The 26,415-nt window shown below is 59.5% G+C and carries 30 protein-coding genes and 1 tRNA gene; 5 read left to right on the top strand and 26 right to left on the bottom strand.

Translation table 11 applies throughout. The features are described from left to right. Window positions 1-55: 55 nt before the first annotated feature. Both EGJ27_RS19075 and EGJ27_RS19070 read right to left on the bottom strand, forming a co-directional pair. Entirely contained in the window at window positions 56-1,093 is a 1,038-nt protein-coding gene (locus EGJ27_RS19075) for an NADP(H)-dependent aldo-keto reductase (RefSeq protein WP_125832294.1), read from the bottom strand. Window positions 1,094-1,232: 139 nt separating this feature from the next. Next, window positions 1,233-3,044, bottom strand: a complete 1,812-nt coding sequence (locus EGJ27_RS19070) for an ABC transporter ATP-binding protein (RefSeq protein WP_125832433.1) — start codon at window positions 3,042-3,044, stop codon at window positions 1,233-1,235. A 96-nt stretch (window positions 3,045-3,140) separates the two neighbouring features. On the opposite strand from EGJ27_RS19070, the gene EGJ27_RS19065 reads away from it, so the two are divergent. Beyond that, on the top strand, window positions 3,141-3,581 hold the full coding sequence (locus EGJ27_RS19065; RefSeq protein ID WP_125832293.1) for a DUF1810 domain-containing protein: 441 nt from the start codon (window positions 3,141-3,143) through the stop codon (window positions 3,579-3,581). Here the strand turns inward: EGJ27_RS19065 and EGJ27_RS19060 are convergent. The 9 genes from EGJ27_RS19060 to EGJ27_RS19020 all read right to left on the bottom strand — a co-directional run bounded on the left by EGJ27_RS19060 (window position 3,578) and on the right by EGJ27_RS19020 (window position 9,917). Next, the gene (locus tag EGJ27_RS19060; protein WP_125832292.1) at window positions 3,578-4,660 is read right to left on the bottom strand and encodes a DUF1615 domain-containing protein; all 1,083 of its coding nucleotides are present in this window, start codon (window positions 4,658-4,660) and stop codon (window positions 3,578-3,580) included. The two genes, EGJ27_RS19065 and EGJ27_RS19060, sit on opposite strands and share 4 nt — an antisense overlap. 45 nt (window positions 4,661-4,705) lie before the next feature. Then, entirely contained in the window at window positions 4,706-5,614 is a 909-nt protein-coding gene (glsB, locus tag EGJ27_RS19055) for a glutaminase B (RefSeq protein ID WP_125832291.1), read from the bottom strand. 137 nt (window positions 5,615-5,751) lie between these two features. Beyond that, a complete protein-coding gene (locus EGJ27_RS19050; protein ID WP_125832290.1) occupies window positions 5,752-6,153 on the bottom strand; it encodes a biopolymer transporter ExbD in 402 nt (133 codons plus the stop codon). 1 nt (window position 6,154) lies between these two features. Beyond that, window positions 6,155-6,880 carry a MotA/TolQ/ExbB proton channel family protein gene (locus EGJ27_RS19045; protein ID WP_125832289.1) on the bottom strand — a complete coding sequence of 242 codons (726 nt, stop codon included), beginning with the start codon at window positions 6,878-6,880 and terminating at the stop codon, window positions 6,155-6,157. A gap of 91 nt (window positions 6,881-6,971) precedes the next feature. Then, complete coding sequence (locus EGJ27_RS19040) at window positions 6,972-7,787, bottom strand: energy transducer TonB (RefSeq protein WP_125832288.1); 816 nt, start codon at window positions 7,785-7,787, stop codon at window positions 6,972-6,974. A 219-nt stretch (window positions 7,788-8,006) separates the two neighbouring features. Further along, window positions 8,007-8,195, bottom strand: a complete 189-nt coding sequence (locus EGJ27_RS19035) for a DUF2188 domain-containing protein (RefSeq protein ID WP_125832287.1) — start codon at window positions 8,193-8,195, stop codon at window positions 8,007-8,009. Between the two features lie 101 nt (window positions 8,196-8,296). Further along, the gene (locus tag EGJ27_RS19030; protein WP_125832286.1) at window positions 8,297-8,785 is read right to left on the bottom strand and encodes a copper chaperone PCu(A)C; all 489 of its coding nucleotides are present in this window, start codon (window positions 8,783-8,785) and stop codon (window positions 8,297-8,299) included. Beyond that, complete coding sequence (locus tag EGJ27_RS19025) at window positions 8,785-9,390, bottom strand: SCO family protein (RefSeq protein WP_125832285.1); 606 nt, start codon at window positions 9,388-9,390, stop codon at window positions 8,785-8,787. The genes EGJ27_RS19030 and EGJ27_RS19025 overlap by 1 nt, the downstream gene beginning before the upstream one ends. 125 nt (window positions 9,391-9,515) lie before the next feature. Continuing rightward, on the bottom strand, window positions 9,516-9,917 hold the full coding sequence (locus EGJ27_RS19020; RefSeq protein WP_125832284.1) for a hypothetical protein: 402 nt from the start codon (window positions 9,915-9,917) through the stop codon (window positions 9,516-9,518). A gap of 161 nt (window positions 9,918-10,078) precedes the next feature. Here EGJ27_RS19020 and EGJ27_RS19015 point away from each other — a divergent pair, with 161 nt between their 5' ends. After that, window positions 10,079-10,477, top strand: a complete 399-nt coding sequence (locus EGJ27_RS19015) for a hypothetical protein (RefSeq protein ID WP_125832283.1) — start codon at window positions 10,079-10,081, stop codon at window positions 10,475-10,477. A 10-nt stretch (window positions 10,478-10,487) separates the two neighbouring features. On the opposite strand, the gene EGJ27_RS19010 is transcribed toward EGJ27_RS19015, so the two are convergent. Further along, entirely contained in the window at window positions 10,488-10,730 is a 243-nt protein-coding gene (locus EGJ27_RS19010; protein WP_125832282.1) for a hypothetical protein, read from the bottom strand. 319 nt (window positions 10,731-11,049) lie between these two features. On the opposite strand from EGJ27_RS19010, the gene EGJ27_RS19005 reads away from it, so the two are divergent. Further along, window positions 11,050-11,904, top strand: a complete 855-nt coding sequence (locus EGJ27_RS19005) for a hypothetical protein (protein WP_125832281.1) — start codon at window positions 11,050-11,052, stop codon at window positions 11,902-11,904. Between the two features lie 171 nt (window positions 11,905-12,075). Here EGJ27_RS19005 and EGJ27_RS19000 read toward each other — a convergent pair whose 3' ends face one another. The 12 genes from EGJ27_RS19000 to thrS all read right to left on the bottom strand — a co-directional run bounded on the left by EGJ27_RS19000 (window position 12,076) and on the right by thrS (window position 23,417). Further along, a complete protein-coding gene (locus EGJ27_RS19000) occupies window positions 12,076-12,789 on the bottom strand; it encodes a hypothetical protein (protein WP_125832280.1) in 714 nt (237 codons plus the stop codon). Window positions 12,790-13,105: 316 nt separating this feature from the next. After that, window positions 13,106-13,540, bottom strand: coding sequence for a hypothetical protein (locus EGJ27_RS18995; RefSeq protein WP_125832279.1), 435 nt, complete (start codon window positions 13,538-13,540; stop codon window positions 13,106-13,108). A gap of 423 nt (window positions 13,541-13,963) precedes the next feature. Beyond that, window positions 13,964-15,112 (bottom strand): glutathione-independent formaldehyde dehydrogenase, encoded by a 1,149-nt coding sequence (locus EGJ27_RS18990; protein ID WP_125832278.1) that lies wholly within the window; start codon window positions 15,110-15,112, stop codon window positions 13,964-13,966. A gap of 852 nt (window positions 15,113-15,964) precedes the next feature. Further along, window positions 15,965-16,041, bottom strand: a tRNA-Pro gene (locus tag EGJ27_RS18985). Between the two features lie 81 nt (window positions 16,042-16,122). After that, entirely contained in the window at window positions 16,123-16,482 is a 360-nt protein-coding gene (locus tag EGJ27_RS18980) for a MerR family transcriptional regulator (protein ID WP_125832277.1), read from the bottom strand. After that, the gene (gene ihfA / locus EGJ27_RS18975; protein WP_002553164.1) at window positions 16,463-16,765 is read right to left on the bottom strand and encodes an integration host factor subunit alpha; all 303 of its coding nucleotides are present in this window, start codon (window positions 16,763-16,765) and stop codon (window positions 16,463-16,465) included. Before ihfA ends, EGJ27_RS18980 begins: the two co-directional genes overlap by 20 nt. 3 nt (window positions 16,766-16,768) lie before the next feature. Beyond that, a complete protein-coding gene (pheT, locus tag EGJ27_RS18970; RefSeq protein WP_125832276.1) occupies window positions 16,769-19,147 on the bottom strand; it encodes a phenylalanine--tRNA ligase subunit beta in 2,379 nt (792 codons plus the stop codon). 36 nt (window positions 19,148-19,183) lie between these two features. Beyond that, complete coding sequence (gene pheS, locus EGJ27_RS18965) at window positions 19,184-20,200, bottom strand: phenylalanine--tRNA ligase subunit alpha (RefSeq protein WP_125832275.1); 1,017 nt, start codon at window positions 20,198-20,200, stop codon at window positions 19,184-19,186. A gap of 103 nt (window positions 20,201-20,303) precedes the next feature. Further along, window positions 20,304-20,660 carry a 50S ribosomal protein L20 gene (gene rplT / locus EGJ27_RS18960; RefSeq protein ID WP_045184205.1) on the bottom strand — a complete coding sequence of 119 codons (357 nt, stop codon included), beginning with the start codon at window positions 20,658-20,660 and terminating at the stop codon, window positions 20,304-20,306. Window positions 20,661-20,688: 28 nt separating this feature from the next. Continuing rightward, on the bottom strand, window positions 20,689-20,883 hold the full coding sequence (gene rpmI / locus EGJ27_RS18955) for a 50S ribosomal protein L35 (RefSeq protein ID WP_002553160.1): 195 nt from the start codon (window positions 20,881-20,883) through the stop codon (window positions 20,689-20,691). 60 nt (window positions 20,884-20,943) lie between these two features. Next, a complete protein-coding gene (infC, locus tag EGJ27_RS18950; protein WP_175561638.1) occupies window positions 20,944-21,495 on the bottom strand; it encodes a translation initiation factor IF-3 in 552 nt (183 codons plus the stop codon). Then, window positions 21,495-23,417 (bottom strand): threonine--tRNA ligase, encoded by a 1,923-nt coding sequence (gene thrS, locus EGJ27_RS18945; protein ID WP_125832274.1) that lies wholly within the window; start codon window positions 23,415-23,417, stop codon window positions 21,495-21,497. The genes infC and thrS overlap by 1 nt, the downstream gene beginning before the upstream one ends. A gap of 499 nt (window positions 23,418-23,916) precedes the next feature. Here thrS and EGJ27_RS18940 point away from each other — a divergent pair, with 499 nt between their 5' ends. Then, entirely contained in the window at window positions 23,917-24,225 is a 309-nt protein-coding gene (locus tag EGJ27_RS18940; RefSeq protein ID WP_125832273.1) for a hypothetical protein, read from the top strand. 291 nt (window positions 24,226-24,516) lie between these two features. Further along, window positions 24,517-24,729, top strand: coding sequence for a cold-shock protein (locus EGJ27_RS18935; RefSeq protein ID WP_125832272.1), 213 nt, complete (start codon window positions 24,517-24,519; stop codon window positions 24,727-24,729). 72 nt (window positions 24,730-24,801) lie between these two features. Here the strand turns inward: EGJ27_RS18935 and EGJ27_RS18930 are convergent, their stop codons facing one another. Together EGJ27_RS18930 and EGJ27_RS18925 are read right to left on the bottom strand one after the other, a co-directional pair. Next, the gene (locus tag EGJ27_RS18930) at window positions 24,802-25,146 is read right to left on the bottom strand and encodes an I78 family peptidase inhibitor (RefSeq protein ID WP_125832271.1); all 345 of its coding nucleotides are present in this window, start codon (window positions 25,144-25,146) and stop codon (window positions 24,802-24,804) included. Between the two features lie 206 nt (window positions 25,147-25,352). Then, window positions 25,353-26,378: a nucleoside hydrolase gene (locus EGJ27_RS18925; RefSeq protein ID WP_125832270.1), complete on the bottom strand. Its 1,026-nt coding sequence runs from the start codon at window positions 26,376-26,378 to the stop codon at window positions 25,353-25,355. Between the last annotated feature and the right edge of the window lie 37 nt (window positions 26,379-26,415).

The raw sequence follows: 26,415 nt of genomic DNA, 5'->3' as shown, positions 1-26,415 counted from the left end.
GTAAGCACTGTAGATGCTGACTTGCGAGGCTGACGGGAAGTTCAAGCCCTGAGGGTTACGGCGCCGGATTCGGCTGCTGGGCGTGAATGGCTTCGATACCGGCGATGACCTCATCGGACAGCACAAGATCGATGCTCTCCAGATTGATCGCCAGCTGCGTGAGGTTGGTGGCACCAATAATGTTACTGGTTACGAACGGCCGGCTGGTGACATAGGCCAGGGCCATCTGCGAGGGGTCCAGACCGTGTTCGCGAGCCAGCGCGACGTACTTTTCGGTCGCACTGACCGCCTGCGGATTGTTGTAGCGCTGGAAACGCTCGAACAGGGTCAGACGGCCGTCCGCCGGGCGTGCGCCGTTTTCGTATTTGCCGCTCAGCACACCGAACGCCAGCGGCGAATACGCCAGCAGGCCGATCTGCTCGCGAATCGCCATTTCCGCCAGGCCGATCTCGAAGCTGCGGTTGAGCAGGTTGTAGGGGTTCTGGATCGACACCGCGCGCGGCAAGCCGTGAACGTCGGCCAAGTGCAGGAAACGATGGGTGCCCCACGGGGTTTCGTTGGACAGCCCGAAGTGACGAATCTTGCCGGCCTTGACCAGGTCGTTGAGCACTTCGAGGGTCTCTTCGATCTCGACCGACACGTCATCCGCATCGTGGGTGTAACCCAGCACGCCGAAGAAATTGGTCTTGCGGTCCGGCCAATGCAGTTGATACAGGTCCAGGTAATCGGTGTTCAGGCGGGCCAGACTGGCGTCCAGGGCGGCGGTGATGTTCTTGCGGTCCAGACGCGGGTTACCGTCACGGATATGCTCCATGCGGCCCGGGCCTGCCACCTTGCTGGCCAGCACCCAGTCAGCGCGGTCGCGGTACTTCTTGAAGTATTCGCCGATGATGCTTTCGGTCTTGGTATAGGTTTCGCCACGCGGCGGCACCGGATACATCTCGGCCGTATCGAGGAAATTGACCCCGGCCTCCTTGGCCATGCGGATCTGTTCGAAAGCTTGTTCCTGAGTGTTCTGCTCACCCCAGGTCATGGTGCCCAGGGAGATGGCGCTGACCGAAACGTCTGTCCTGCCCAATGAACGAAATTGCATCGAAGACTCCGTTTTTATCCAGTAAAAGATTCAGTCCGGCACCGACGACGCGCCGGTTTCACTTGCGGCAAAGACCTGTAATGGAACGCCCCGCGCTGGTGGACTGCAAGATTTAATTGTTTTCTGAAGGGATTTTCATCTAGCGGTAACCCTGCGCCTGCAGGTCGAACAACGCGGCGTAACGTCCGCCGGCTGCCACCAGACTCTGGTGATCGCCCCGCTCCAGCACCCGGCCGTGTTCCAGCACCACAATATGCTCGGCATTGCGCACGCTGGAGAACCGATGGGAAATCAGCAGGGTCATGCGGCCTTTGGCGTACTCGCGGAAATGCTCGAACACCGCCGCCTCGGCCCCGGCATCCAGGGCGGCGGTCGGCTCGTCGAGGATCAGGATATCGGCGTGGCGGCGCATATAGGCACGGGACAAGGCGATCTTCTGCCATTGCCCGCCGGACAATTCCTGGCCACCGGCAAACCAGCGGCCAAGCTGGGTGTCGTAGCCCTTGTCGAGCTGCTCGATAAACTGCGCAGCCATGCCTTGGGCGGCAGCTTCGCGCCAGCGGTCCTGATCGTGAAAGGCATCCATATCCCCGACTCCGAGGTTTTCGCCGACCATGAACTGGTAGCGGATGAAGTCCTGGAAGATCACCCCGATGCGGGTGCGCAGTGCCTCTTCGTCCCACTGCGCCAGGTCGCTGCCATCGAGCAGGATGCGGCCGCTGTCGGGCCGGTACAGCCGGGTCAGCAACTTGATCAGCGTGGTCTTGCCCGAACCGTTCTCCCCCACCAGCGCCACGCTGCGACCGGGCGCCAGGTGCAGGTCGATATGCTCCAGCGCCGGGCGGGCACCGCCCGGATAAGTGAAGCTGACATTCTCGAAACGCATGCCGTCGCCGGGCACGGCGCCCTGGGTCAGATGCCCGGTCTGGGCCACCACCGGCTGGCCGAGGTAGTCGTACAGATCCGCCAGGTACAAACCGTCTTCGTAAAGGCCGCTGATCGCGCTCAGGCTGCTGCTCACCGCCGATTGCCCTTGTTTGAACAGCACCAGATACATGGTCATCTGCCCCAGCGTGATGTGTCCGTGCACCGCATCGACCACCACCCAGGCGTAGGCCAGATAGAACGCGGCCGTCCCCAGCAGGCCGAGCACAAACCCCCAACCGTCGCGGCGCAGCGTCAATCGGCGATCCTCGGCATAGAGGCGGGCGAAGGTGTCCTGATAGCGCTTGAGCAGCAACGGCGCAAAGCCGAACAGCTTCACTTCCTTGATATAGCCCTCGTGGGAAAGCAGGGTTTCGATGTAGTTCTGCTGTCGGGTCTCCGGCGCGCGGCGGGTGAACAGACGGAACGCATCGCCGGAGAAATGGGCCTCGGCGAAGAATACCGGGAGTGCACCCAGCACCAGGATCAGCAGTGCCCACGGCGAGAAATGCACCAGCAGCACCGCGAAACTGACCAGCGAAATGAGATTCTGCAACAGGCCCAGCGATTTGGTGACCAGGGCCAGCGGCCGGGTCGAGGCTTCACGGCGCACCCGCACCAGCTTGTCGTAGAACTCCGAGTCTTCGAACTGCATCAACGACAAGGTCTGGGCTTTCTCCAGAATCAGCAGATTGACCTTCTGCCCCAACTGCACCCGCAGCAAGGCCTGCTGCACCGACAACACCCGCTGCGCGCCGGCCAGTAGCGCCAGTACGCCGGCCTCCAGCAGCACGTATTGCAGCACCGGCCACAGCGGCGCCTGGCCGGTGGCGGCATGCAGTTGCATGGCCGCGACCACCGCGTCGACGATGCGCTGGCCCAGCCATGCCGCCAGCGCCGGCAGCAGGCCCGCGACCAGCGTGGCGACCACCAGGCCCAGGGACAAGCCGCGCGAGGTGCTCCAGACCAGCTGCATGGCCCGTGCCGCCTGGCGGATGAACGACGTGAAACGATGGACTAGCGACATACGCATTCGAACTCTGGACCTTGGGATGAATCAATCACAACGCACACATCATAAGGCGCCGGCACCAGCCGGCCGGCCATTTCCGGGAGATCAATCATGAACGACGTCTTCGACCTGCAACGCTTCGTCGACGCCCAGGCGCCGGTCTTCGAACAGGCGCTGGCCGAACTGCAAGCGGGCCGCAAACGCAGCCACTGGATGTGGTTCGTGTTCCCGCAGATCAAGGGGCTGGGACGCAGCGAGATGGCGCAGCGCTACGCCATCAGCGGCCTGGAAGAAGCTCGGGCCTATCTGCAACATCCGTTGCTCGGCCCGCGTCTGGAGCAGTGCGCCAAGGCCATCGCCCCACAGGTGGAACGCACGGCGCAGCAGATATTCGGCTCGCCGGACGATCTCAAACTGCATTCGAGCATGACCCTTTTTGCCGCCGCAGCACCCGAACGCGAGGTCTTTCGCGACGTGCTCGACACCTTCTTCGACGGCAGGGCCGATGCCCAGACCGTGGAAAAACTGCAGGCCGTACCCGAGCGCCACTAGCGGGCGGCCGTCGAACGCTGCACGCAGCGTTCGCGACGATCATCGACCCGCTCGGCGAACCACGCCGTGGTCAGCTTGCGGGTGATCTTCGGGCTCTTGAGGGTGATTCCCGGCAGGACCGCCCTTGGCAGCGGCTTGCCCTCGGCCTGTTCGGCCAGTTCGAACACGCGCTGGTAAAGCGGGGTGTCTTCGAAGGCCAGGCTGTCGCCCTGCTTGAGCTGGTTCCAGATCGCCGAATTTTTCAGGTCCAGGCGTTTGCCCAGAGTGCGCACTGCCCGCTCCGTCGCGCCGGGGGTGGTGGAACCGTGAATGATCAGGTCGCCGTCCAGCGCCAAGTCGATACCGGTCGCCCGGCTCACGGCGTTCTGGAACGCAGCGTTGCGGCTGGCGTACCAGCCGGCATTGAAGTCGGCAAAGCGATACAGCGAGCGCTCATAGTTGACCGGATAGCCGAGCAGGTGGGCGATACCGAAGTACATGCCGCCACGCCGGGTGAATACTTCGCGACGAATCGAGCCATCGGGCGTGTAGGGGTAATCGGCTGCGTGCTTTTCCGCGAAGGCAATGCTCACCTGCATCGGCCCGCCGGTGTGCACCGGGTTGAAATTGCCGAACAGGGTCTGGCCCATGGGCACCATGCCGATGAAGTCATCGAAGATCGCCGACAGCTCCTTCTCGGTGCGCGCGGCATCCAGCCTGGCGGCGTAGGTCTTGCCGCCGGGCGAGCGAACGCGCAAGGCCGCGTTGATCAACGCGCCCGGGATGTGCAGCCGCGCGGCACGCCGGTCGATCTCGCCACGGGCGATCTTCGCCAGGCCCGGCACCGCAGGGTCCACCTGATAGGTCGACTCCTGCTCAGTGACGGCCAGTACCGAGCACAGATTTTCGGTGGTCAGGGGAATATCCTGAGCCACGAACGCCGCATGGATGTCGGTGGCCCAGCCTCTGCGATCCGGCGTCTGGGCCGGCATCAAACGCACGATCTGCGCCTTGGCCTGCTCTGGGGTCAGCTCGGGTTCCTGGGTGCGCTGAGTGCCGCACCCGGCCAGGGCCAGCAAGCCCAGGCTCATGACAGACATTCTGATTGTCGAAGGCTTCAACCTCTGCTCCCGTGCAAAGCGGCTCTAGAATACGGACCACTCGATCCTGGCGCTGAGCTTCTCCAGCGCAGCCATTCCGACAAGTGAATTGCCCGCCGCGTTCAACTCCGGGGACCACACGCAAACCGAAAAGCGTCCGGGCACCACCGCGACAATACCGCCGCCGACCCCGCTCTTGCCGGGCAGGCCGACCCGGTAGGCAAAGTTGCCGGCCTCGTCGTACAGGCCGCTGGTGGCCATGATCGAATTAAGCTGGGTAGTCTGCCGGGCGCTGAGGATCTGCTCGTCGCTGTGGATGCAATAACCCTGATTGGCGAGAAAACCGAACGCGCGCGCCAGGTCCACGCAATTCATGCTCAACGCACAGTGATGAAAATAGCTGCGCAGCACGTCCTCCACTTCACCATGGAAGTTATCGAATGACTTCATCAGGTACGCAGCCGCCGCATTGCGCGAACGGTGCTGGTATTCGGATTCGGCGACTCTGGAATCGGAAATGATCGAAGCATTGCCGCACAGGCGACGGACGAAGTCGCGCATGGACAGTGCAGGTGCGGCGAAGCGAGCCTGGTTGATGTCGCAGATCACCAGCGCACCGGCATTGATGAACGGGTTGCGCGGCCTGCCCCGCTCGAATTCCAGCTGCACCAGCGAGTTGAACGGCTGCCCCGACGGCTCGTGGCCCAGGCGCTGCCAGATCGACTCGCCGGAATGCCCGATGGCCTGCACCAGGCTGAATACCTTGGAAATGCTCTGGATCGAGAACGGCGTTTGCGCATCTCCGGCGCAGAACACGCGTCCATCGTTGCCGTAGACCGCAATACCCAGCTGATCAGGACGCACGTCACCCAGCGCCGGAATGTAATTGGCAACCTTGCCCTGACCGAGCAGCGGCCGGACTTCGTCAAGGATTTCGTTCAACAGCTCTTGCATGTGGCCCCCTTGTTTTGGATGCGCACACTACACCAAGCCGAGACGTCTCGCTGCGGTGTCGATCACGGGCAGAAAAAAGGGGCCGCACCTGCCTGAGAGTGCGGCCCCAAAAGCCTGAAGGGGTCGAGAGATGAAGGTCAGCGAGCGGTGATCACCGACAGTTTGGTGATACCGGCGCGCTCGATGGACGCCATCGCCCGCGCTACTTCGCCGTAATTCACGCCGTCGTCGGCCTGCAGTTGAACCCGCACCTGAGCATCCTTTTCCTTGGCACTCTTGAGACTGGTTTCCAGCAGGTCCGGCTGGATTTGATCCTTGTTGATGAACAGCTTGCCGTCACCGTCGATGCTGACCACCAGCGGGTCTTTCTGCTCCACCGGGGCCACGTCCTCGGTCTTGGGCAGGTTGATCGGGATGGAGTTGGTCAGCAGCGGCGCGGTGACGATGAACACCACCAGCAGCACCAGCATCACGTCCACCAGCGGCGTCACGTTGATCTCACTGAGCACTTCATCGCTGTCCTGGGTAGAAAAGGCCATATCAGGACGCCTCCTTCACTTTCTGGCCGGAAGCGGTCGCGCCGGACTTGTTGAGCACGGGATGCAGCAGCACGCGGAAGGCGTTTTTCTGCGCCAGGCTGTAGAAGTCGTGGGCGAAGTCGTCGAGGTCGGCGGCGGTCAGCTTGAGGCGACGCAGGAAGTAGTTGTAAACCAGTACCGCCGGGACCGCGACGGCAATACCGACACCGGTGGCCACCAGTGCCGCACCAATCGGGCCGGCAACGGTTTCCAGGCTCGCCGAGCCTGCGGCACTGATGCCCTTGAGCGCCGACATGATCCCCCAGACCGTACCGAACAGGCCGATGAAGGGTGACGTGCTGCCGATACTGGCCAGCACAGCCAGGCCGGTTTCCAGCGAACGACGCTCGCGGACGATCTGCTGACGCAACGAGCGTTCGAGGCGATCCTGATGGTTGATCGAATGCGCCAGGTCTGCAGCCTGGGACGTGTCGCCCACCTGAATCGCCGCGTAACCGGCCTGGGCCACGCGGGCTGCCGCGCCGGGTTGGCTGGAGGCCAGTTCTGCGGCCGAATCGAGACTCGACGCCGCCCAGAAATGCTTGTGGAACTTGCGGTCCTGGTTCTTCAGGCGGGTGAACTGCACGCCCTTGAGCAGGGCCAGCCCCCAAGTGGCGACGGAAAACAGGATCAACAGCCAGATGACGGCGTGTTCAACGGATTCAAACGGGGATGCCAGTAGGTTCATGGTTAGCGCTCTCGTGCTGATACAGCAGTTCGTGTGGCGATGCTCCTTTTGTCAGGTGGCCCGCAATAATGGTCGAAGGTCGGTCGGGCTATTACTTGAGTTTGAAATCGATAGGCACGCTCACCCAGCCGTCCTGCGCGACGTCGCCCTGCTTGGCGGGCACGAAACTCCAGCGCTTGACGGCGGCCAGGGCGGCCTCGTCGAGTTGGTCACGGCCACTGCTTTTCTGAATCTGAATGTCGCCCGGCTTGCCGCTGGCCAGCACATGAACGCGCAGCAAGACGGTGCCTTCCCAGCCGCGACGCATCGCCAGCGACGGGTATTCGGGTGCAGGGTTGCGCAGGTAGCCGGCGTTGGCCGAAGCCGGCGTGACCGGTTTGGGCGCAGGCGGCGCCGGTGGCGCTGGAGCGGCCACCGGCTGCGGGGGTGTCGGTGGCTGCTCGACAGGCTTGGCAACCGGCTTGGGCGGCGGTTTCGGCGCTTGCTTGACCACCGGCTTGGGCTTGGTAACCGGTTTGGGTGGCGGTGGCTTGACGGCCAGCTCGTCTTCGACCGGCGGCGGTGGTTCGACCACAGGCTCAACCACCGGCTCGGGTGGCGGCGGTTCGACCACCGGCGGCGCGGGCTGCGAGAACTCGATGGTCATGGGTGGAATTTCCGGCGGCACCACCGGCAGCGGTGGCGTCGGATTCTGGCTCAGCCAGTAGATCGCCGCGCCGTGCAGCACCAGTGCGAACACGCCGAACAGCGCTTTCTCCCGGCCGCTCAACACACCCTTGGGCGTGCTCTGCAAACGCGACAGCGCCAAAGGCACCCGGTAAGGACGCCCCAGATCGACCAACTCACCACTGGGCGCTTGCTGCCATGGCAGCTGCTGTGCGCTGGCGGCGGTCTGGACATTGCCCATTGATACACTCCCCTGCATTTCTCAATGAAAATCCAGGTTCTGTTGGTATCAGTCACCTTTGCGAAGTAAATAGCTCGAGGGGGATCATCTCTGAAACAGCCTTGTTCCGGAAAAGAATATTTAGTTCTCCATTTATGCGCTTATCGAATATCACCTGTCGTCAGACATGAAAAAGCCCCGCCGGCTGACGCCTTGCGGGGCTTGCTTCGCAGCCCGGGATTACCCGCCCGCGGCCGGCTTAGCGCTCCAGTTGCGCACCGGCAGCGCGGCTGCATAGGCCATGGCTTCCTGGCGGGTATTGAAGGACGCCAGCCGATCACTTGGGGTACAGACCGTCCATGGACCGCTGTTGACGCTGACCAGTTGATATCCGTTGAACTGGCATTTGGACAAGATGGGAGCACTCATATCGACCTCCGCTGGAGAGAGACATTCTCGTTTCCGCCCGCCTACCTTACACCCGTCACGGACCGCTGTGCGCCCCGCTCGGCATTCCGTGCCGTCCTCTTTCAGTGACCGCTGTGGGCACCATGCCCGCCGTGATCCTCGCTGGTCAGCGCGCGAACCGGCGCCTGCAACTCGATGGCCTGACGAACGCCCTTGTCGTTTTCCACGGTCAGGGTCATCGGCACGGTGTCGCCCTCCTTCACCTGAGCCGCCAGCCCCATGAACATCACGTGATCACCGTTGGCATCGAACACAACGGTCTTGCCGGCCGGCAGTTCGACGCTGTCGACCTGCCGCATGCTCATGACGTCATTGGCCATGCTCGACTGATGGATCTGTACCGTCCTGGCAATCGGCGAAGCAACGCCCACCAGCTTGCTGTCAGTGGTGGCCGTGATCTGCATGAAGGCGCCGGTCGCCGGCTGCCCGGCCACCGTGGCCCGGACCCAGGCGTCGTCAACTTTGGTCTGGGCCTGGGCGAACAGGCTGACGCTCAGCAGGGACACGGCCAGCAGGCCGGATTTCAGGGCAGTGGCGATTACAGTATTCATCAGCAGACTTCCATGAGAGTGAGCAAATCTTCCGCGCATTGCTGGGCGGACAGCCGGTGCGACAGGCCAAGGCGCAGTACGCCGCGGGTGTCGTACACATAACTGGTTGCGGTATGGGAAATGGTGTAGGTGTCACCCAGCGGCACCTTCTCGAAGAACACTCCGAACTCCTTGGCGGTGGCGGCGGTTTCCTCCAGAGTGCCGGACAAGGCCACGAAGGTGGGATCGAAGGCTTTGACGTAGGCGTCGATCACCTTGGGCGTGTCGCGCTCCGGGTCCAGGGTGATAAACACCACCTGAAAGGAGTCGCCCTCGGCGCCCATCAGCTTCTTGATCTGGGCGGCGCGTGCCAATGCTGTAGGGCAGACGGCCGGGCACTGGGTGAAGCCGAAGAAAATCATTGGCATGAAGCCGCGGAATGTGGAGAGGGTCGCGGGATTGCCGTTAACGTCCTTGAGCTTGAAGTTCCGGCCGACAATCTCGTTGCTCATGTCCTTGCCATGCTTGAAGGGCAAGGCATTGGAGTTACCGCAGCCGGCCAGCAGGCCCAGGCTCAGCAGCGAGAGGCCCGTGACCACCTCGCGGCGGGTCAAATGTTGAGTCATGCGTTACGGTCCTTTAAAGGATAAGGCGCAACCCGCTGCGAATGGCAGCGCGGCTGATCCTGTGGGCAGGCAAGGCATCACGCGGGTGAATACGCCTCGCTGGCACGGTGGTCCGGCGGCGGGGTTCAGGGCGCCTGGGGCACCAGGCCGGGCAAGGCATTGCGCGGCGCGGTGGGCATGACGCCCTGAAACAGACGCGGCCCGACATCGAGGGCGCGCAGTAGCCAGACCAACCCGCCCATCAATAGCAGAGCACCAATGAGCTTGCCGGCGAAGGCACAGTCGAACATCGCCAGCTGCATCCAAAGGCCATGCCCGCTGCGGTGCGGCGCTTCGATCGCTGCCGCTTGTTCACCGCCCGGACCGCAGACGTCGGCACTGGACAATTGCGTTGCAACGGGCTTGGGAGACGACTGCGCCGCGGCCAGCATTTGCCCATGACCCACGCCGCACAGCACGCCATTGATCAGCACGAAGCTGAAAAGGACCCAGGCAAGCAGGTGGCGATGTGTGCGGGCAGATTTCATGGCGGCGAATTTACCACTGCCGGGCGTGACGGAACACCGCCGGCCTCAAGGTATCTGTAACCGTTGGCGCAAACCGTGCTGCGACAGGCGTCGGCCCGAGTGCGACAAATGCGCGCACCCGGTACTGGTCAGCAACCTTTCCCTGTCGTTATGCTGCGCCCATGAATGGCCTTCCCCCCACCCGCCACCCCTGCCCGCCCGGCGCTTGCAACTGCGAGCGAGAACGGCTGGACTCACCCGATGCGGATCGGCGCATCCTGTTGCTCACCCGCGACGAAGAACGGCGCCTGCTCGAGCGACTGGAGCGGATTGACAGCCTGGCCGATCTGCAACGTATGCAGCGCAAGCTTGAGGAGCAACTGGGCATGCGTCTGGAAATCTCTCCAGGCCACAATGAAGTGCGGACCATGCGCGGCATCAGCATCGTGCTGCATCAGCAGGTCGGCCTGTGCCGCAAGACTCGCCAAGCGATCCCCGCCGCCATCCGGCGCGGCCTGGAAGCACGGCCGGACATTGCCTGGGCGTTGCTCAACGCCAACGATCTGTTGCGCGACGCCTGATCCAGCCGGGTCAACGAGGATTGGGTTGCCGATCCATTTCAGCATTGTCCACGTCAACATCCGGCATGTCTTCCACGACCGGAGTTTCATCGTCGGCGTCCAGCGGCACCCGACCGTCGTTGTCCGGCAGTTGGTCAACACCTTCCTTGTCGCTGGGATTGAGGTCCGTACGGCCTGGGCTGAGCGGTTCATTGGAGGCCGGCAACGGCTCATCATTGCCTCGTCCCGATTCAAGCTGAGTGTCTTTGTTCATTACAGTCTCCGTGGATCGCCAACAGTCAGGCGTGTACCTGTGGAGCGGGATGCGCAGGCAATGGTTCGGTGTTTTCGCCGAACGGTGCGTCCTTGACTGGCCGGCGGCGCCGAGTGCAGACGGACGCGCCGGCAGGCAGGCAATGAATTCCCGTTATAAATCGGATACACGGCCGCCTTCACAAGTCTGGATTGCCTAAACAGCACTGCATGAGTAGAGCTGAAGAACTTTCTTACATGGGTGATGTTCGTTGTCTTACAACCGAGCCACATGTAATAATTCAGACACAATTTGTGACTCACCATGGCGTCTAGTTTTTATGTTTGCTGGTAGGGATATCGTCCAACATTTTCCGTCTACTTTCAGTCACCTCAACGCAAAGCTTTATCTCGCCAAGCCTCCGGTTCACGCAGCTCAGAATGCCTTCGAACGTCTGATTGAAGCTCGCCGTCATGTGCGCAACCAAAAAATGGAACGGGTCAGCGCGCCGCTGGCGGGCCTTGAACACGAGCTTTTTGCCAAATCCCAGCCTCTGGATAACCTGCGGCCCAAGATTCGGGTCACGCTGTGGCGCGCCAAGCGCGACGGCATGTTCGACTGGCCGCTTGAGGAAGTCATCAATACGTTCGAGGCTCAGCGCCGCGACGCTCCCGTTGCCCGCCTGGCCGGATTCGGCTACAGCAAATCTGCGGTTGGCGTGACTCAGGAGTTCTTCATATTTACCGAACTGTTGTCGTCCCACATTAATGGAATGGACTGGATTCAAAGTCCGGATAACGACATCGAGGCCTTTATTCGCAGGGCTTTCCGATTACTCAAGGCGCTCCATGATAAAAGCCTGACCCACATGGACTTCTGGGCCAACAACGTCATGGTTAGTCTGACGCCTGATGAACCGGACAAGGCAATTGACCTGGAGAATTGTTTCCTTGGCAGCTCCCGGAAACATACCTGCGAAACGCTGGCATTCCAGTTCGGGTTCTTTTATCGCAGAGAAATCTACCGCTTCATCACCGAAGCGCGTTATGACCAGCTTGTTCATGAAGAACTGGCGAATCACTACAGCGTCGATATGGAACGATTCACGCCGATATACCTGCTCGCCAAACATGAAGTCATCAGCCGACGAGCTCGGCGCGAGACGTTTCTTAGCGGAACGGTGGTAACCGGTTAGTCACCCGTTTCCGGATATCGCTGCAGCGGGCCTTGCGCAGCGGATCGCCCTCCGCACAGCGACAGCCACCAAGGCTGTTGCGCTCGGGAAAACACCGAAGCGGCATGATTCTGGATCGCCCGTTCCAGCGACCCCATGTGAGCCATACCCTGCCCGGCCACTGATCCAACGTTACTGCACCGGCAGGAAATTCATCAGCAGCAGGCTTTGTGCGTAGTTGAGACCGATACGTCGGTATCGCTCATCCAGAATCTGGGTCAGCAGATCAAGGCGCGCCACGATCTTGCCGAACTCGACGGCGAAACTCAGGTTGCTGCCATCTTCGGAAAGCTCATTGGAGAACAGCAGCAGTTCGCCGTTGGCGTCCTGGCGCTGACTCAGCAACCAGGTCGCCTTTTCTATGTTGCGCGCGGCATTGCTGACGAACTCCGGGTTGATTGAGTCGGTGACATAAAATTGCGTGCGCCCGCCGTGGGCGGTGACGAGCATGCTGCCGATCGCGTAGATAAACGCGCCGACCCGGTCGCCGCGAAACTCAGGACTTAACGAATAGCTCAGCGCCACCAGATCACGCCGCTCCCCGAGCGCCGCCAGTGGGCGGCGCTGTTCGATGGCCTCGCGGATTTCCCGGGCGGCACTCGCAGCATCCAGGTAGCCGGAGGCACGCCACTGGCTGGGGTTGCGCAGATAGAGCTTGTTCATCAATAGATCCAGGCTCTGCAGGTTGTCACGCATGCCCAAAGTGGCCATCCGGTCAACGCTGGTCTGGAACAGCTCGTCGGGCTTGCCGCCGGTGAATTGCTTGACCAGCTCATGCTCCTGTTGCTGGCTGCAACCGCTGGCGAACAGCGTCAGGACTAAAGCCAGCAGCAAGGACGGAGGCATGGGTGCGGTGAGGAAAGCGGGTAACGGGCAATGCATTGGCACGAAGTCTGGTGGTCGTAGCCACGCTGGAGGTAGCGTGGCTGGGACACACATAGATCGAAGAAGTCGCAAAAAGTGCGATTAAGGGGTGGCCGCTGATCAGTCGCAAGGTTGCGGGCCATCGTCTGGTGAGCTGCCACTGGTCATTGATCGTGAGGGCAAGTGCGAGTGCCGACGCAAGCAACGGGCGCCGCCGCACGCGGTTGCCATGAACCCGCCTCACCAAAGTGAAATGCACTGTTAAGACGTCACCAGCGCGGTCTGGCCAGGATTATTATCAATCGATAGACGCTTGCTGCGGTGTGAGAGCTGCGGGCTTACCCGTAATATCATCGGGTAGCGTGTACATGGCGCCAGTAAGCGGATCAACGATCAGCAGACCTATCAGCCCGCCGAACAGGATATTGCCCCAGTACCAGCCGTTCACTGTAGTTTTGAGTGGCACCGTTGTTTCTTCATACCCGTCTTTGCGAAAGGTCACCTTGTAGTTTTCGCCTTTGAAGTAGCCGCGCCCACTTTCAAGAAGTACTCGGCCTGGCGTTACGCCTTGAGCAACCACTATTCCTCGACTGTTGACGATCTCATATCTGGCAGCGGCGGGTGTGCTGTACACTCCAACTGCTGGCTTGCTGTCGCTCACAATGCTTGCACAACCTGAAACTGCAAACGTCACACCAATCGCCGTCCCGGCGATTATCTTCCTGACAATCATTACACTGCTCCATTTTGCCGTTATTGGCGTGGCCGGGCACCGGCCGGGGCGGATTGTAGTCGAATAATGGCCTTAGGACACCTATCCAATCGAATGCTCTTGGTTCTTAAAAAAAGTTCAGTGCCGCCAACTTCAACCGCGCATGATCGAAACTTCACATCGAGCGCCGCTCAACGCAGGGCTTTCCCAAGATAGAGGGATTGATACCGCACGACCTGGACATGACAGCGCATTCGATCCACCTGAAAAGAGCAGCCTCTCTTGGGCGACCGCCTGGCCCGCAAATTAGACCGCTACCGCCCAGATGTGCTGTCTCATAGGCGGTAGACGGGCTAACTGCTACTTGTCATGACTCGAAGCGGCACGAGTGTTCGCCGTACGGCCGCAGGGCTTTTTGCGCCAGGCAGATGGCACTTGGGTTTACTAGGAACCGGGGTGCAGGACGACTTTTGTCCAACCGTGATCGCGCGCATCGAAGTGCTGGTAGGCATCCGGCGCCTGGTCCAGCTTCAGTTCATGGGAAACGACAAACGATGGCTTGGCACGGCCGGCGTGGATAAGGTCGCGCAGTTGCCGGTTGTACGCCTTGACGTTGCATTGGCCAGTGCCGATACGCTGCCCCTTGAACCAGCACGTGCCCCAGGCAAACTCGATCATCCCTTTTTTCGCCAGCTCGTCCGGGCCGCCCGGGTCTTGCGGAACGAATACTCCGACCACGCCAATCCCGCCAGTGAATTTGACCGAGTTGACCAGATTGTTCATGGTGAGGTTTGGATGCTCGTGCCGATGCGAAGAATGGTCGTGGCATTGATAGCCTACGCATTCGCACCCCACGTCCGCGCCTTTGCCGCGGGTCAACTCCATGACCCGCTGGACCGGGTCTTCCTTTGAATAGTCAATCGCGATCGCGCCGATCGATTCGGCCAGCTTGAGGCGGTCGGGATGGCAGTCGACCACCATGACACTGCAGGCTCCCTTAATCATCGCCGAGTGCGCTGCCATCAGGCCCACCGGGCCGGCGCCATAGATGACCACCCGGTCTCCGGGCTTCATACCGGCCAGCTCGGTCACGTGCCAGCCGGTTGGGAAAATATCGGCGCACATCACGTAATCGGTCTGCTTCTCCTCAGCATCCGGCGGCAGCTTCAGGGCCATGAAGTCAGCCCATGGTACTCGCAGGTATTCTGCCTGCCCGCCCGTCCATGGCCCCATGTCGGCAAATCCGAACGCACCGCCGGCCATACCGGGTTCGTTTGCTCTCAGACAGTAGGCGGTCAGGCCGCGTTCGCAGTTCTTGCAGTGGCCACAACTGATATTGAACGGCAGACAAACCCAGTCTCCAGGCTTGAGCCGTTCGACCGCCGGCCCCACTTCCAGGACCACGCCAAGGTTTTCATGGCCGAAAACGCGGCCCTGCTCGAAATCAGTTCGGCCTTCGTACATATGCAGGTCAGAACCGCAGATGTTGGTGGTGGTAATCTTAACGATGGCATCCGTCGGACGTTCGATCTTTGGATCCGGAACGTTTTCGACAGCAACCTGGTTGGGACCGCGATAGACAACAGCTTTCATGATCTTCTCCCGTGAACCGCCAGGAAATAGTCTTCATGCATGAAAGGGCGCAATACGGCGTCCCGGCGGTTTTGGTAAAACCCGCACGCAGTGCTTGCCGGATCATTTACCAGCTTATTGTGCCCGGCGCGCAGCCAAGGCACTTAGAGCTTGGCCCCCTTAAAAACCCTGTCAAGTTATTGAGTCTATATATCGAAATTGGCGACATATGTCGATTTAGTTCATGTACCTTTATTTTGCACACTAAAGGTCGATGCCTGCACGCTTGACAACCGCATTTGGATTACTGCTCAATCCATTTGAATGGCCGAGTTCAGGGACTGGCCATCGTGCTGGCCGCCTGGATTCTCTAGAGGCAGTACATCATTCCAGTTCTCGAGTTACCTTAATCGACAACCTCAAAAGCGCTCTACTACTGCAGTAATATTTAAAACCTTACCCTTACACCATCATCGTTCATCACCAAAATTGTCTAACACTATTCTTGCGCTTTGCCCTGTGTCGCTTAATAAAACCGCCATGTTATTACTAAGTATCCGAGCGCAAATCCCTGATGTTGACGTAATCGGTCTGACGCACCTGTGCGCAGTCGCCAAGGGGTTTGCAAGAGGTCGGAATTGCATCGAGGCTATATGAACGGCTGATATTGACGCGCTTGAGATCGCCTCCAGCCAGACCTGCACCGGCGGATGGCGGCCCTGATCTGCCTGCAGCTACGGAGACCGGATCATGGACACCAGTGAGGTGGATAAGGTGGGAACGGGGAACTCTGGTGCCGGAGCTGGACCAGCAAAAATCCCTACGCATGAAAAAGCCCAACCTGAGAAGATTGGGCTAAGTCATTGAAAAATATGGTCGGGACGGAGTGATTCGAACACTCGACCCCTAGCACCCCATGCTAGTGCGCTACCGGACTGCGCTACGCCCCGACTAGGCGTGTAACTGCTTTGGAACTTGCGAAAGCGATGAGGAATATACCCTAAGCTTTTGAAATATGGAAGTATCTGGCTTCACTCCGTGCGAAGCACAACCAGCACGTCTTCCAGTTCGGCAATCATCTGCCGGATCATTTGCTTGTACTGCTGGGTATCGTCCTTGGCCTCTCCGCTGGAGAGACGAAGGCGGGCTCCGCCGATGGTGAAGCCCTGGTCGTAGAGCAGGCCGCGGATCTGGCGGATCATCATGACATCCTGTCGTTGATAATACCGCCGGTTTCCGCGTCGCTTGACGGGGTTGAGTTGAGGAAATTCCTGCTCCCAATAGCGCAAAACGTGCGGTTTCACCGCGCAGAGCTCGCTGACTTCACCGATGGTGAAGTAACGTTTGCCCGGGATAGGCGGTAGCTCGTCGTTATGACTTGGTTCCAGCATAAGCCTCAACTCGGGCCTTCAACTTCTGCCCTGGACGAAAGGTGACCACACGGCGAGCCGTGATCGGGATCTCTTCACCGGTCTTGGGATTTCTCCCAGGACGCTGGCGTTTATCTCGCAGGTCGAAATTGCCGAAACCGGACAATTTCACTTGCTCGTTATCTTCCAGAGCGTGCCTGATTTCCTCGAAGAACAGCTCAACCAATTCCTTGGCTTCTCGCTTGTTCAGGCCCAGCTCTTCGTACAGACGTTCGGCCATTTCAGCTTTCGTCAGAGCCCCCATACGCTACTTCCTTAACGTGGCGTTCAACCTCTCCTCAAGTGAGGTGAGGATAGCAAGTGTGGTTGCATTTACCTCATCGTCATTAAGAGTGCGCGATGGATGCTGCCAGGTCAAGCCGACTGCAAGGCTTTTTCTATGCGGATCAATGCCTTTACCCTGATAGACGTCAAATAGCCTGAGGTCTGTCAGCCATTCACCGGCATTTTCGCGGATCACGTCGAGAACGGCGCTGGCCGCTACGTCCCGATCGGCCAGTAACGCCAGGTCGCGGCGCACTTCCGGGAAGCGGGAAAGCTCGTAAAATTTGGGCAGACGGCCGGTGGCCACTTCAGCCAGAACCAGCTCGAAGACAAAGACCGGACGGTCCAGACCCAGCGTCTTGGACAGCTCTGGATGTATCGCACCCAGGAAGCCCACTTCCCTGCCATCGCGCTCGATGCGAGCGGTCTGACCAGGATGCAGCGCAGGATGCTGACCCGCGGTGAAGGTGAAGTCGTCCAGCGCACCGGCAAAGCCCAGTACCGCTTCTACGTCAGCCTTGACGTCGAAGAAGTCCACCGCATCGCGGCCCTGCGCCCAACCTTCCGGCAGACGGCTGCCGCAGACCACACCAGCCAGCATCGGCTCTTGCTTCAATTCGCCCAGCTGACCGACGAAACGCAGCCCGCTTTCGAACATGCGGACGCGGTCCTGCTGGCGATTGAGGTTGTGCTGCAGAGCCTTGACCAGGCCCGGCCAGAGCGACGAACGCATGGCGGCCATGTCGCTGGAAATCGGGTTGGCCAGCAGCAGCGGCTGAGTGCCCGGATTGAACAGCTCGAACCACTTCGGATCGATGAAGCTATAAGTGATCGCTTCCTGGTAGCCACGAGCGACCAGCAGGCGACGCAATTCCGGCAGATCGCCTTTGGCTTCAGGATTGGCCTGAGGCGCCAAGCGGGCCTGCGGGTAACGAACCGGCAGGCGGTTGTAGCCGTAGAGACGCGCCAGCTCTTCGATCAGGTCTACTTCCAGACTGATGTCAAAGCGATGACTCGGCACCTCGACGCTCCACTGACCCTCGCCGCTGCCCGAAACTTTCAGGCCCAGACCGTTGAGCAGACGTTCGATCTCGGCGTTTTCGATAATCAGGCCCAGCATTTGCTCGACGCGACTGGCGCGCAGTGTCACCGGCGCGACTGACGGAAGATGTTGTTCGCTGACGGTTTCGATCACCGGGCCAGCTTCGCCGCCGGTGATTTCCAGCAGCAGGCCGGTGGCCCGCTCGATGGCTTCACGGGCCAGCTGCCAGTCCACGCCACGCTCGTAACGGTGCGATGCATCGGTGTGCAGACCGTAGGAACGAGCCTTGCCTGCGACCGAAATGGCGTCGAAGAACGCGCTTTCCAGGAAAATATCGCGGGTCTTGGCGGTCACGCCACTGTGCTCGCCACCCATGACACCGGCGATGGCCAGGGCACGTTGATGATCGGCGATAACCAGGGTATCAGCGCGCAGGCTCACTTCCTGACCGTCAAGCAGGACCAGCTTCTCGCCCTCCTCGGCCATGCGCACGCGAATGCCGCCATTGATTTCGGCGAGGTCGAAGGCGTGCAGTGGCTGGCCCAGCTCCAACATGACGTAGTTGGTGATGTCGACCGCGGCGTCGATGCTGCGCACGTCAGAACGACGCAGGCGCTCGACCATCCACAACGGCGTCGGACGCGACAGGTCGACATTACGAATGACGCGACCCAGGTAGCGCGGGCACGCAGCCGGTGCCAGTACTTCGACAGGGCGCACTTCATCGTGCACGGCAGCCACGCTGGCAACCTGAGGTCGAGTGACGTCAGCGGCGTACAGCGCGCCCACTTCACGAGCCAGACCGGCTACCGACAGGCAGTCGCCACGGTTCGGCGTCAGGTCGACTTCGATGCTGGCGTCGTCCAGTTCCAGATAGACGCGGATGTCCTGCCCCACCGGCGCATCGGCCGGCAGCTCCATCAGGCCATCATTGCCCTCGCCTGCCTGCAGCTCGGCAGCCGAACAGAGCATGCCATTGGACTCGACGCCACGCAGCTTGGCTTTCTTGATTTTGAAGTCGCCCGGAAGCTCGGCGCCGATCATGGCGAACGGGATCTTCAGGCCCGGGCGCACATTGGGTGCCCCGCACACGACCTGGAAGGTCTCGATGCCGTTGCTGACCTGGCATACACGAAGCTTGTCGGCATCGGGGTGTTGCTCGGTGCTCAGCACTTCGCCTACTACCACGCCACTGAAAACGCCGGCGGCCAGCGTCACGCTGTCAACCTCAAGACCGGCCATCGACAGACGAGCCACCAGCTCGTCACGGGAAACCTGCGGGCTTACCCAGCCGCGCAGCCATTGTTCACTGAATTTCATCCTGCTCTCCTGAAAGATACGTTACGGGCGTGCGACCTAGCGAAATTGCGCGAGGAACCGCAAGTCGTTGTCGAAGAACAGACGCAAATCATTGACGCCGTAACGCAGCATGGCAAGCCGCTCCACGCCCATGCCGAATGCAAAGCCCTGGAACTCTTCAGGGTCGATGCCGGACATGCGCAGCACGTTGGGGTGGACCATGCCGCAACCCATGACTTCCAGCCAACCGGTTTGCTTGCAGACACGGCAGCCTTTGCCGCTGCACATCACGCATTCCATGTCGACTTCAGCCGAAGGCTCGGTGAAGGGGAAGAACGATGGGCGGAAACGCACGGCCAGTTCTTTTTCGAAGAACACGCGCAGGAATTCTTCGATGGTGCCTTTCAGATCCGCGAAGTTGATGTCGCGGTCGACCAGCAAACCTTCGATCTGGTGAAACATCGGCGAGTGGGTGATATCCGAGTCGCAGCGATAGACTCGGCCCGGGCACACGATGCGGATCGGCGGCTGTTGCGATTCCATGGTCCGCACCTGCACCGGAGAGGTGTGGGTACGCAACAGCATGTTCGCATTGAAATAGAAGGTGTCATGCATCGCTCGGGCCGGGTGGTGGCCTGGGATGTTGAGCGCCTCGAAGTTGTGATAGTCGTCTTCGACCTCAGGGCCTTCGGCAATGCCGTAGCCAATGTGGGTGAAGAACTGCTCGATACGCTCGAGAGTGCGGGTGATCGGGTGCAGACCGCCGGAGGTCTGGCCACGGCCCGGCAGGGTCACGTCAATGCATTCGGCGGCGAGTTTGGCAGTCAGTTCCGCCTCCTCGAACGACGCCTTGCGGGCATTGAGAACCTCTGTAACACGCTCCTTGGCTACGTTGATCAGCGCACCGACTTGCGGCCGCTCTTCAGCAGGCAGGTTCCCCAGGGTCTTCATCACCTGAGTCAACTCACCTTTCTTGCCAAGGTATTGAACCCGGATTTGCTCCAGGGCATTGATATCTTCAGCGCTTTGCACAGCCTCAAGAGCTTGAGAGACCAGCGCGTCCAGGTTTTCCATGTACAGACTCCAGATACGAAATAGGGGAAGAGCTTAAGGCTCTTCCCCTATTTATGACGTTCAACACCAACTCCGAAACCGGGGCTGGTGATTGTCGGGGGACTTAGGCCAAAGTGGCTTTAGCTTTCTCGACAATCGCAGCAAACGCCGCTTTTTCGTTCACTGCCAGATCAGCCAGAACCTTGCGGTCGATCTCGATCGACGCTTTTTTCAGGCCAGCAATCAGGCGGCTGTAGGACAGACCGTTGACGCGAGCACCAGCGTTGATACGAGCGATCCACAGAGCGCGGAACTGACGTTTTTTCTGACGACGGTCACGGTAGGCGTATTGGCCTGCCTTGATTACCGCTTGCTTGGCAACGCGGAACACGCGTGAGCGTGCGCCGTAGTAGCCTTTGGCAAGTTTCAGAATTTTTTTGTGACGCTTACGGGCAATGACGCCACGCTTAACACGAGCCATGAGTTATTCCTCTATATCTTGATCAAAATTAACGAAGGCGCAGCATGCGCTCGACTTTAGCCACGTCAGACGGATGCAGCAGGCTGCTACCGCGCAGTTGACGCTTACGCTTTGTCGACATTTTGGTCAGGATGTGGCTCTTGAAAGCGTGTTTGTGCTTGATGCCGTTAGCAGTTTTCAGAAACCGCTTAGCTGCACCACTTTTAGTCTTCATCTTTGGCATGTTCGGATACTCCGCATTCAGTTGATAAACATAACCGCAAGGCCTGCCGTGCCCTGGTGGTTACTTCTTCTTTTTCGGGGCGATGACCATGATCAGCTGGCGTCCTTCCATCTTAGGATGCTGCTCAACGGAACCGTATTCGAGCAGGTCAGCTTCAACCCGCTTCAACAATTCCATGCCCAGCTCCTGGTGGGCCATCTCACGACCGCGGAATCTCAACGATACCTTGGCCCTGTCCCCGTCACTCAGGAAACGTACCAGGTTGCGTAGTTTTACCTGGTAATCCCCTTCCTCCGTCCCTGGACGAAACTTGATTTCTTTTACCTGGATCTGTTTCTGGTTTTTCTTCGCCGCAGCAACCTGCTTCTTCTTCTCGAAGATCGACTTGCCGTAGTCCATGACTCGGCAAACCGGAGGGAGTGCGTCGGCAGAAATTTCTACCAGATCCAGCTTCGCCTCTTCGGCGATACGAAGCGCTTCATCAATCGAGACGATGCCAATCTGCTCGCCGTCAGCGCCAATTAACCGAACCTCGCGGGCCGAGATATTCTCATTGATCGGGGCCTTAGGTGCAGCTCGTTTATCTTGTCTCATTTCACGCTTAATAATAATTACTCCGAATCTTGGCGACCACGCCGGGAAACCGCTTGTGCGAGGAATTCAGCGAATTGCGCGACCGGCATCGAGCCGAGGTCGGCGCCCTCACGTGTACGCACAGCGACAGTTTGCGTTTCAACTTCCCGATCCCCGATGACGAGGAGATAAGGAACCTTGAGCAAAGTATGCTCGCGGATTTTAAAGCCGATCTTTTCATTTCTCAAGTCGGACTTGGCACGAAATCCGCTTTGAGCCAGAGTTTTTTCGACTTCAAGGGCAAAATCTGCCTGTTTATCAGTGATATTCATGATCACTGCCTGAGTCGGCGCCAGCCAGGCGGGGAATGCGCCTTCGTAGTGCTCGATCAGGATACCGATGAAACGCTCGAAGGAACCCAGGATCGCGCGGTGCAGCATCACCGGATGCTTGCGACCGTTATCCTCGGAAACGTACTCGGCGCTCAGGCGTATCGGCAGGTTGAAATCAAGCTGAAGTGTACCGCATTGCCACACGCGACCCAGGCAATCCTTGAGGGAGAACTCGATCTTCGGACCGTAGAACGCACCTTCACCCGGCTGCAGGTCGTAAGGCAGGCCGGCGCTGTCCAGCGCAGAAGCGAGCGCGGCCTCGGCACGATCCCACAATTCGTCGGATCCCACACGCTTTTCAGGACGAGTGGACAGTTTGAGTTCGATATCCTTGAAGCCGAAATCGGCGTAGACGTCCAGCGTGAGCTTGATGAACGCTGCGGATTCGGACTGCATCTGCTCTTCGGTGCAGAAGATATGTGCATCGTCCTGGGTGAAGCCACGGACACGCATGATGCCGTGCAGCGCACCCGAGGGCTCGTTGCGATGACAGGCACCGAATTCGGCCAGGCGCATCGGCAGCTCGCGATAGCTTTTCAGGCCCTGATTGAACACCTGCACGTGGCAAGGGCAATTCATCGGCTTGATGGCGTAGTCGCGGCTCTCGGACTCGGTGGTGAACATGTTGTCGGCGTAGTTGGCCCAGTGCCCGGATTTTTCCCAGAGCGAGCGATCAACCACTTGCGGCGTCTTGATTTCAAGGTAGCCGTTTTCGCGCTGAACCTTGCGCATGTACTGCTCCAGCACCTGATACAGAGTCCAGCCCTGTGGGTGCCAGAAGACCATGCCCGGCGCTTCTTCCTGAGTATGAAACAGGCCCAGACGCTTGCCGATCTTGCGGTGATCGCGTTTTTCGGCTTCTTCGATACGCTGAATGTAGGCCGCCAGCTGCTTCTTGTCCGCCCAGGCAGTGCCGTAGACACGTTGCAGCTGCTCGTTCTTGGCGTCGCCGCGCCAGTAGGCACCGGACAGCTTGGTGAGCTTGAAGGATTTCAGGAAGCGGGTGTTCGGCACGTGCGGGCCGCGGCACATGTCGACGTATTCTTCATGGTAGTACAACCCCATGGCCTGCTCGTTCGGCATGTCTTCGACCAGACGCAGCTTGTAGTCTTCGTGACGGGCAGTGAACACCTCGATCACTTCGGCACGCGGGGTGACCTTCTTGATGACGTCGTAGTCTTTTTCGATCAGCTGCTGCATGCGCTGCTCGATCGCCGCCATGTCGTCAGGCGTGAACGGACGCTCATAGGCGATATCGTAATAGAAGCCGTCGTCGATCACCGGGCCGATGACCATCTTGGCGGTCGGATACAGCTGCTTGACCGCATGACCCACCAGGTGAGCGCAGGAGTGGCGGATGATCTCCAGTCCTTCCTGGTCCTTGGGGGTGATGATCTGCAGGCTGGCATCGTGCTCGATCAGGTCGCAGGCGTCGACGAGCTTGCCGTCGACCTTGCCGGCGACGGTGGCCTTGGCCAGACCGGCGCCGATGGAAAGCGCAACGTCGGCTACGGAAACCGCGTGATCGAAAGAACGTTGACTGCCGTCGGGAAGAGTAATGGTGGGCATGGCGCCTCCTCTCCTAGTGGTGACCCCTACCAAAGGTCACGTGGGTTGGGATGAGCCAGTACGTGATCCGGTGGTACACCTGCCTCACAGTGGCAGGAGCCCCACAGGCTGTGTAATAACGGCTGCGTTTGGCAATACGGCGTTGAAAGCAGGCTCGGAATGCTCATTTACCGTTCGTAAACTGCGCGTCCCCCCCTTGTGCCTCGTCCTGCCGTCGCTCGCGACGTTTTTACACGACCTGCTTAAGGCCAACCTTGAACCGAACCAGCTGACTGGATGGATACGAAAAAACTGCCTGCATCGCGCGGACATCTGCCCCAGCGCGGTGCGAGCGAAATTTACAGGATGCGCATCCTAGCACAGCTGTCCGGATCCGGACCTATATCCAGGCTGGAAGATGCCAAATAGACAACTAAGCGCACCTTGTCTGAACTGGTCCGCCTCAGAACCGTCAGAAGTAACCGAGACATGTAAGATTTTTCCAACCTAGGAGAACACCATGAAGCCTTCAAGCCTGTCTGCCCTTTTCGCCTGCGCAGCGGTCCTGGCTCCGTTCGGCGCCCAGGCGGCCATGGACAGCGCGACGCGCTCGACCTTTACGCAAGAGTGCATCAGTGCCGCCAAGCAGCAGAATCTCGATGAGAACGTCGCCAAGGCGCATTGCGATTGCGGAGCCAAGCAGGTCGACGCGCATTTCACCCCCAAGGAAATCGCCTCGCTCAACGACACCAACGCTGCGCCGAGCGCAGAATTGACCTCGAAAATGCAAAAACTGGTCGCTGAAAATTGCGTTCAGCCAAAAAAATAAATTATTCACACAACGAAAAACCGGGCCTGTAGATAGCTTTTTGCTACTACGGTCGAATATTCTGAAAGCCCTTTAGACCGGGGCTTTCAGCGTCGTTGCCATAGTTCAAATGAAGATCAAGAAAGTGATCAGCGCCACAAAAACAGCGCACATTTGCGCAGGCATTTTGATTGACCAATCAAACTTCCTACCTAAAGGGCTCTCTTTTCGTACATTTCGACTATGATAGGCCGGTGTGCCCAGTTGGCCTGAGCAGCACGCTACTGAAAATTATGTTCTTGGAGATACACCATGTCTAATCGCCAAACCGGCACCGTAAAATGGTTCAACGATGAAAAAGGCTTCGGCTTTATCACTCCACAAGGTGGCGGTGACGACCTGTTCGTACACTTCAAAGCAATCCAGAGCGACGGTTTCAAAAGCCTGAAAGAAGGCCAGACCGTTTCTTTCGTTGCTGCTAAAGGCCAGAAAGGCATGCAAGCAGAAGAAGTCCAGGTAGTCTGATTCAGATTGACCTGACTCAAAAAAAACCCCGTTATTGACGGGGTTTTTTAGGCCTGCTGAAAAGTGGCCACCTCAGCCGCAGTTGACGCGAATCACTTTGCCGGCGGCATCGGCATTGACGTTGACCCGCTCTGAGCGGTACTCCAGCGTCACCATGTCATTGGGGCCGAGAAGGCGGGCATCCATGGCGCCGGTGCGGGTGCGCACCTGGTTGAGCAAGTCCATCGAAGCCGGCTTGCCCAGTGCGAACTGACCGCCCTCGGCATTGCAGCGACCATCGCCCGTGCTGGCCGGAGTCTGAGCCTGAGTGCTGGAATCGCCGGCTTTCGTGTCGGCAGTCGACCCCGATGGGGTACTGCAGCCTGCCAGCAGCGACGTCATGACCGCAAAACCTAGTGTTGCAAACTTCCAGGGCATACACCCTCCTCTATCGATAAACATGAGCAACCACTGTGCGACCGCGCTCGTGCGCTTTGGTTGCACCCACAGCCAGAGTCGGCCGGGACGCTGTGGCGCAAAACGTGAAAGTTTGCCCCACCCACGAACCTTACAGGCTGCGAAATCGTGACAAGACATTTTGCGCAGCCGAAGATCGCCGTAACGGCATTGTCGCTCAGAGCGGCCTACTTCAGGCGCGCCAGGCGACTGGTCAGCAGATCGAAGAAGCCCTGCGCATCGCCATTCTCGACCCAGAATACGTTTTGCGGCTGTTTGAGCGTGCCATACCAGTCCGCGACAGTCTGACCAAAACCGATGCCTTCACGGCTGTCTATCGCGAGGTGGATCTGCCGCCCCGAGAACAGCTCGGGCTTGAGCAGCCAGGCGATCACGCTGGCGTCGTGCACCGGGCCGCCAGGCAGGCCGTAGTGCTCCATGTCCATTTTGACGTACTCATTGAGAATACCCTCCACCAGTCTGCCGGCGTTGTTGCCCAGGGCCGCGATCTGCTTGAGTCGCGCTTCACTGGTGAGGATCTTGTGAGTGACATCCAGCGGCACGTAGGTAAGTTTCACACCGCTGGCGAGCACGATCTGGGCGGCATGCGGATCGGCGTACAGGTTGAATTCGGCCACAGGCGTAATGTTGCCGCCATTGAAATGGGCACCGCCCATCACGATCACTTCCTTGATTCCCTGGGTGATTTCCGGGGCCTGCACCAAGGCCAATGCCAGATTGGTCTGCGGCCCGAGCATGGCAATGGTCACGCTATGCGGCTTGGCCTCGCTCAGGGTGCGGATCAGGTAATCCACCGCATTGCCCGATGCCAGGCCCTTGGCCGGCTCGTGCACCGGCACGCCCGGCAACCCTTCCTGACCGTGAACATTCTCGGCGTAGATCGGCGTGCGCACCAATGGCCTGGGCGCACCGGCATACACCGGCACCTCGTCACGGCCTGCCCATTCCCGGGCCAGGCGAGCGTTGCGCGAGGTCTTGTCGAGCCGCACATTGCCTGCCACCGTAGTGATGGCCATTACGTTCAATTCTTCCGGGGAAGCCAAGGCCAGCAGCAGTGCGACGACATCATCGGCACCCGGATCGGTATCGATGATCAGATCGCGTTTTTCAGCCGCGTAGACGGCGGCGCTAGCAAGAATGGACAAGAGCAACGCTCCTCGAATCACCTGTCTGGACAATCCTTTCAACATCATCTGCAACTCCTGTTAACGAACGTTCACCCACAATCGG

It is taken from the genome of Pseudomonas sp. v388, assembly GCF_003935425.1.
Taxonomy (GTDB): Bacteria; Pseudomonadota; Gammaproteobacteria; order Pseudomonadales; family Pseudomonadaceae; genus Aquipseudomonas.
The sequence above is the reverse complement of the archived record's forward strand: the minus strand, read 5'-3'. Positions and strand labels throughout refer to the sequence as shown.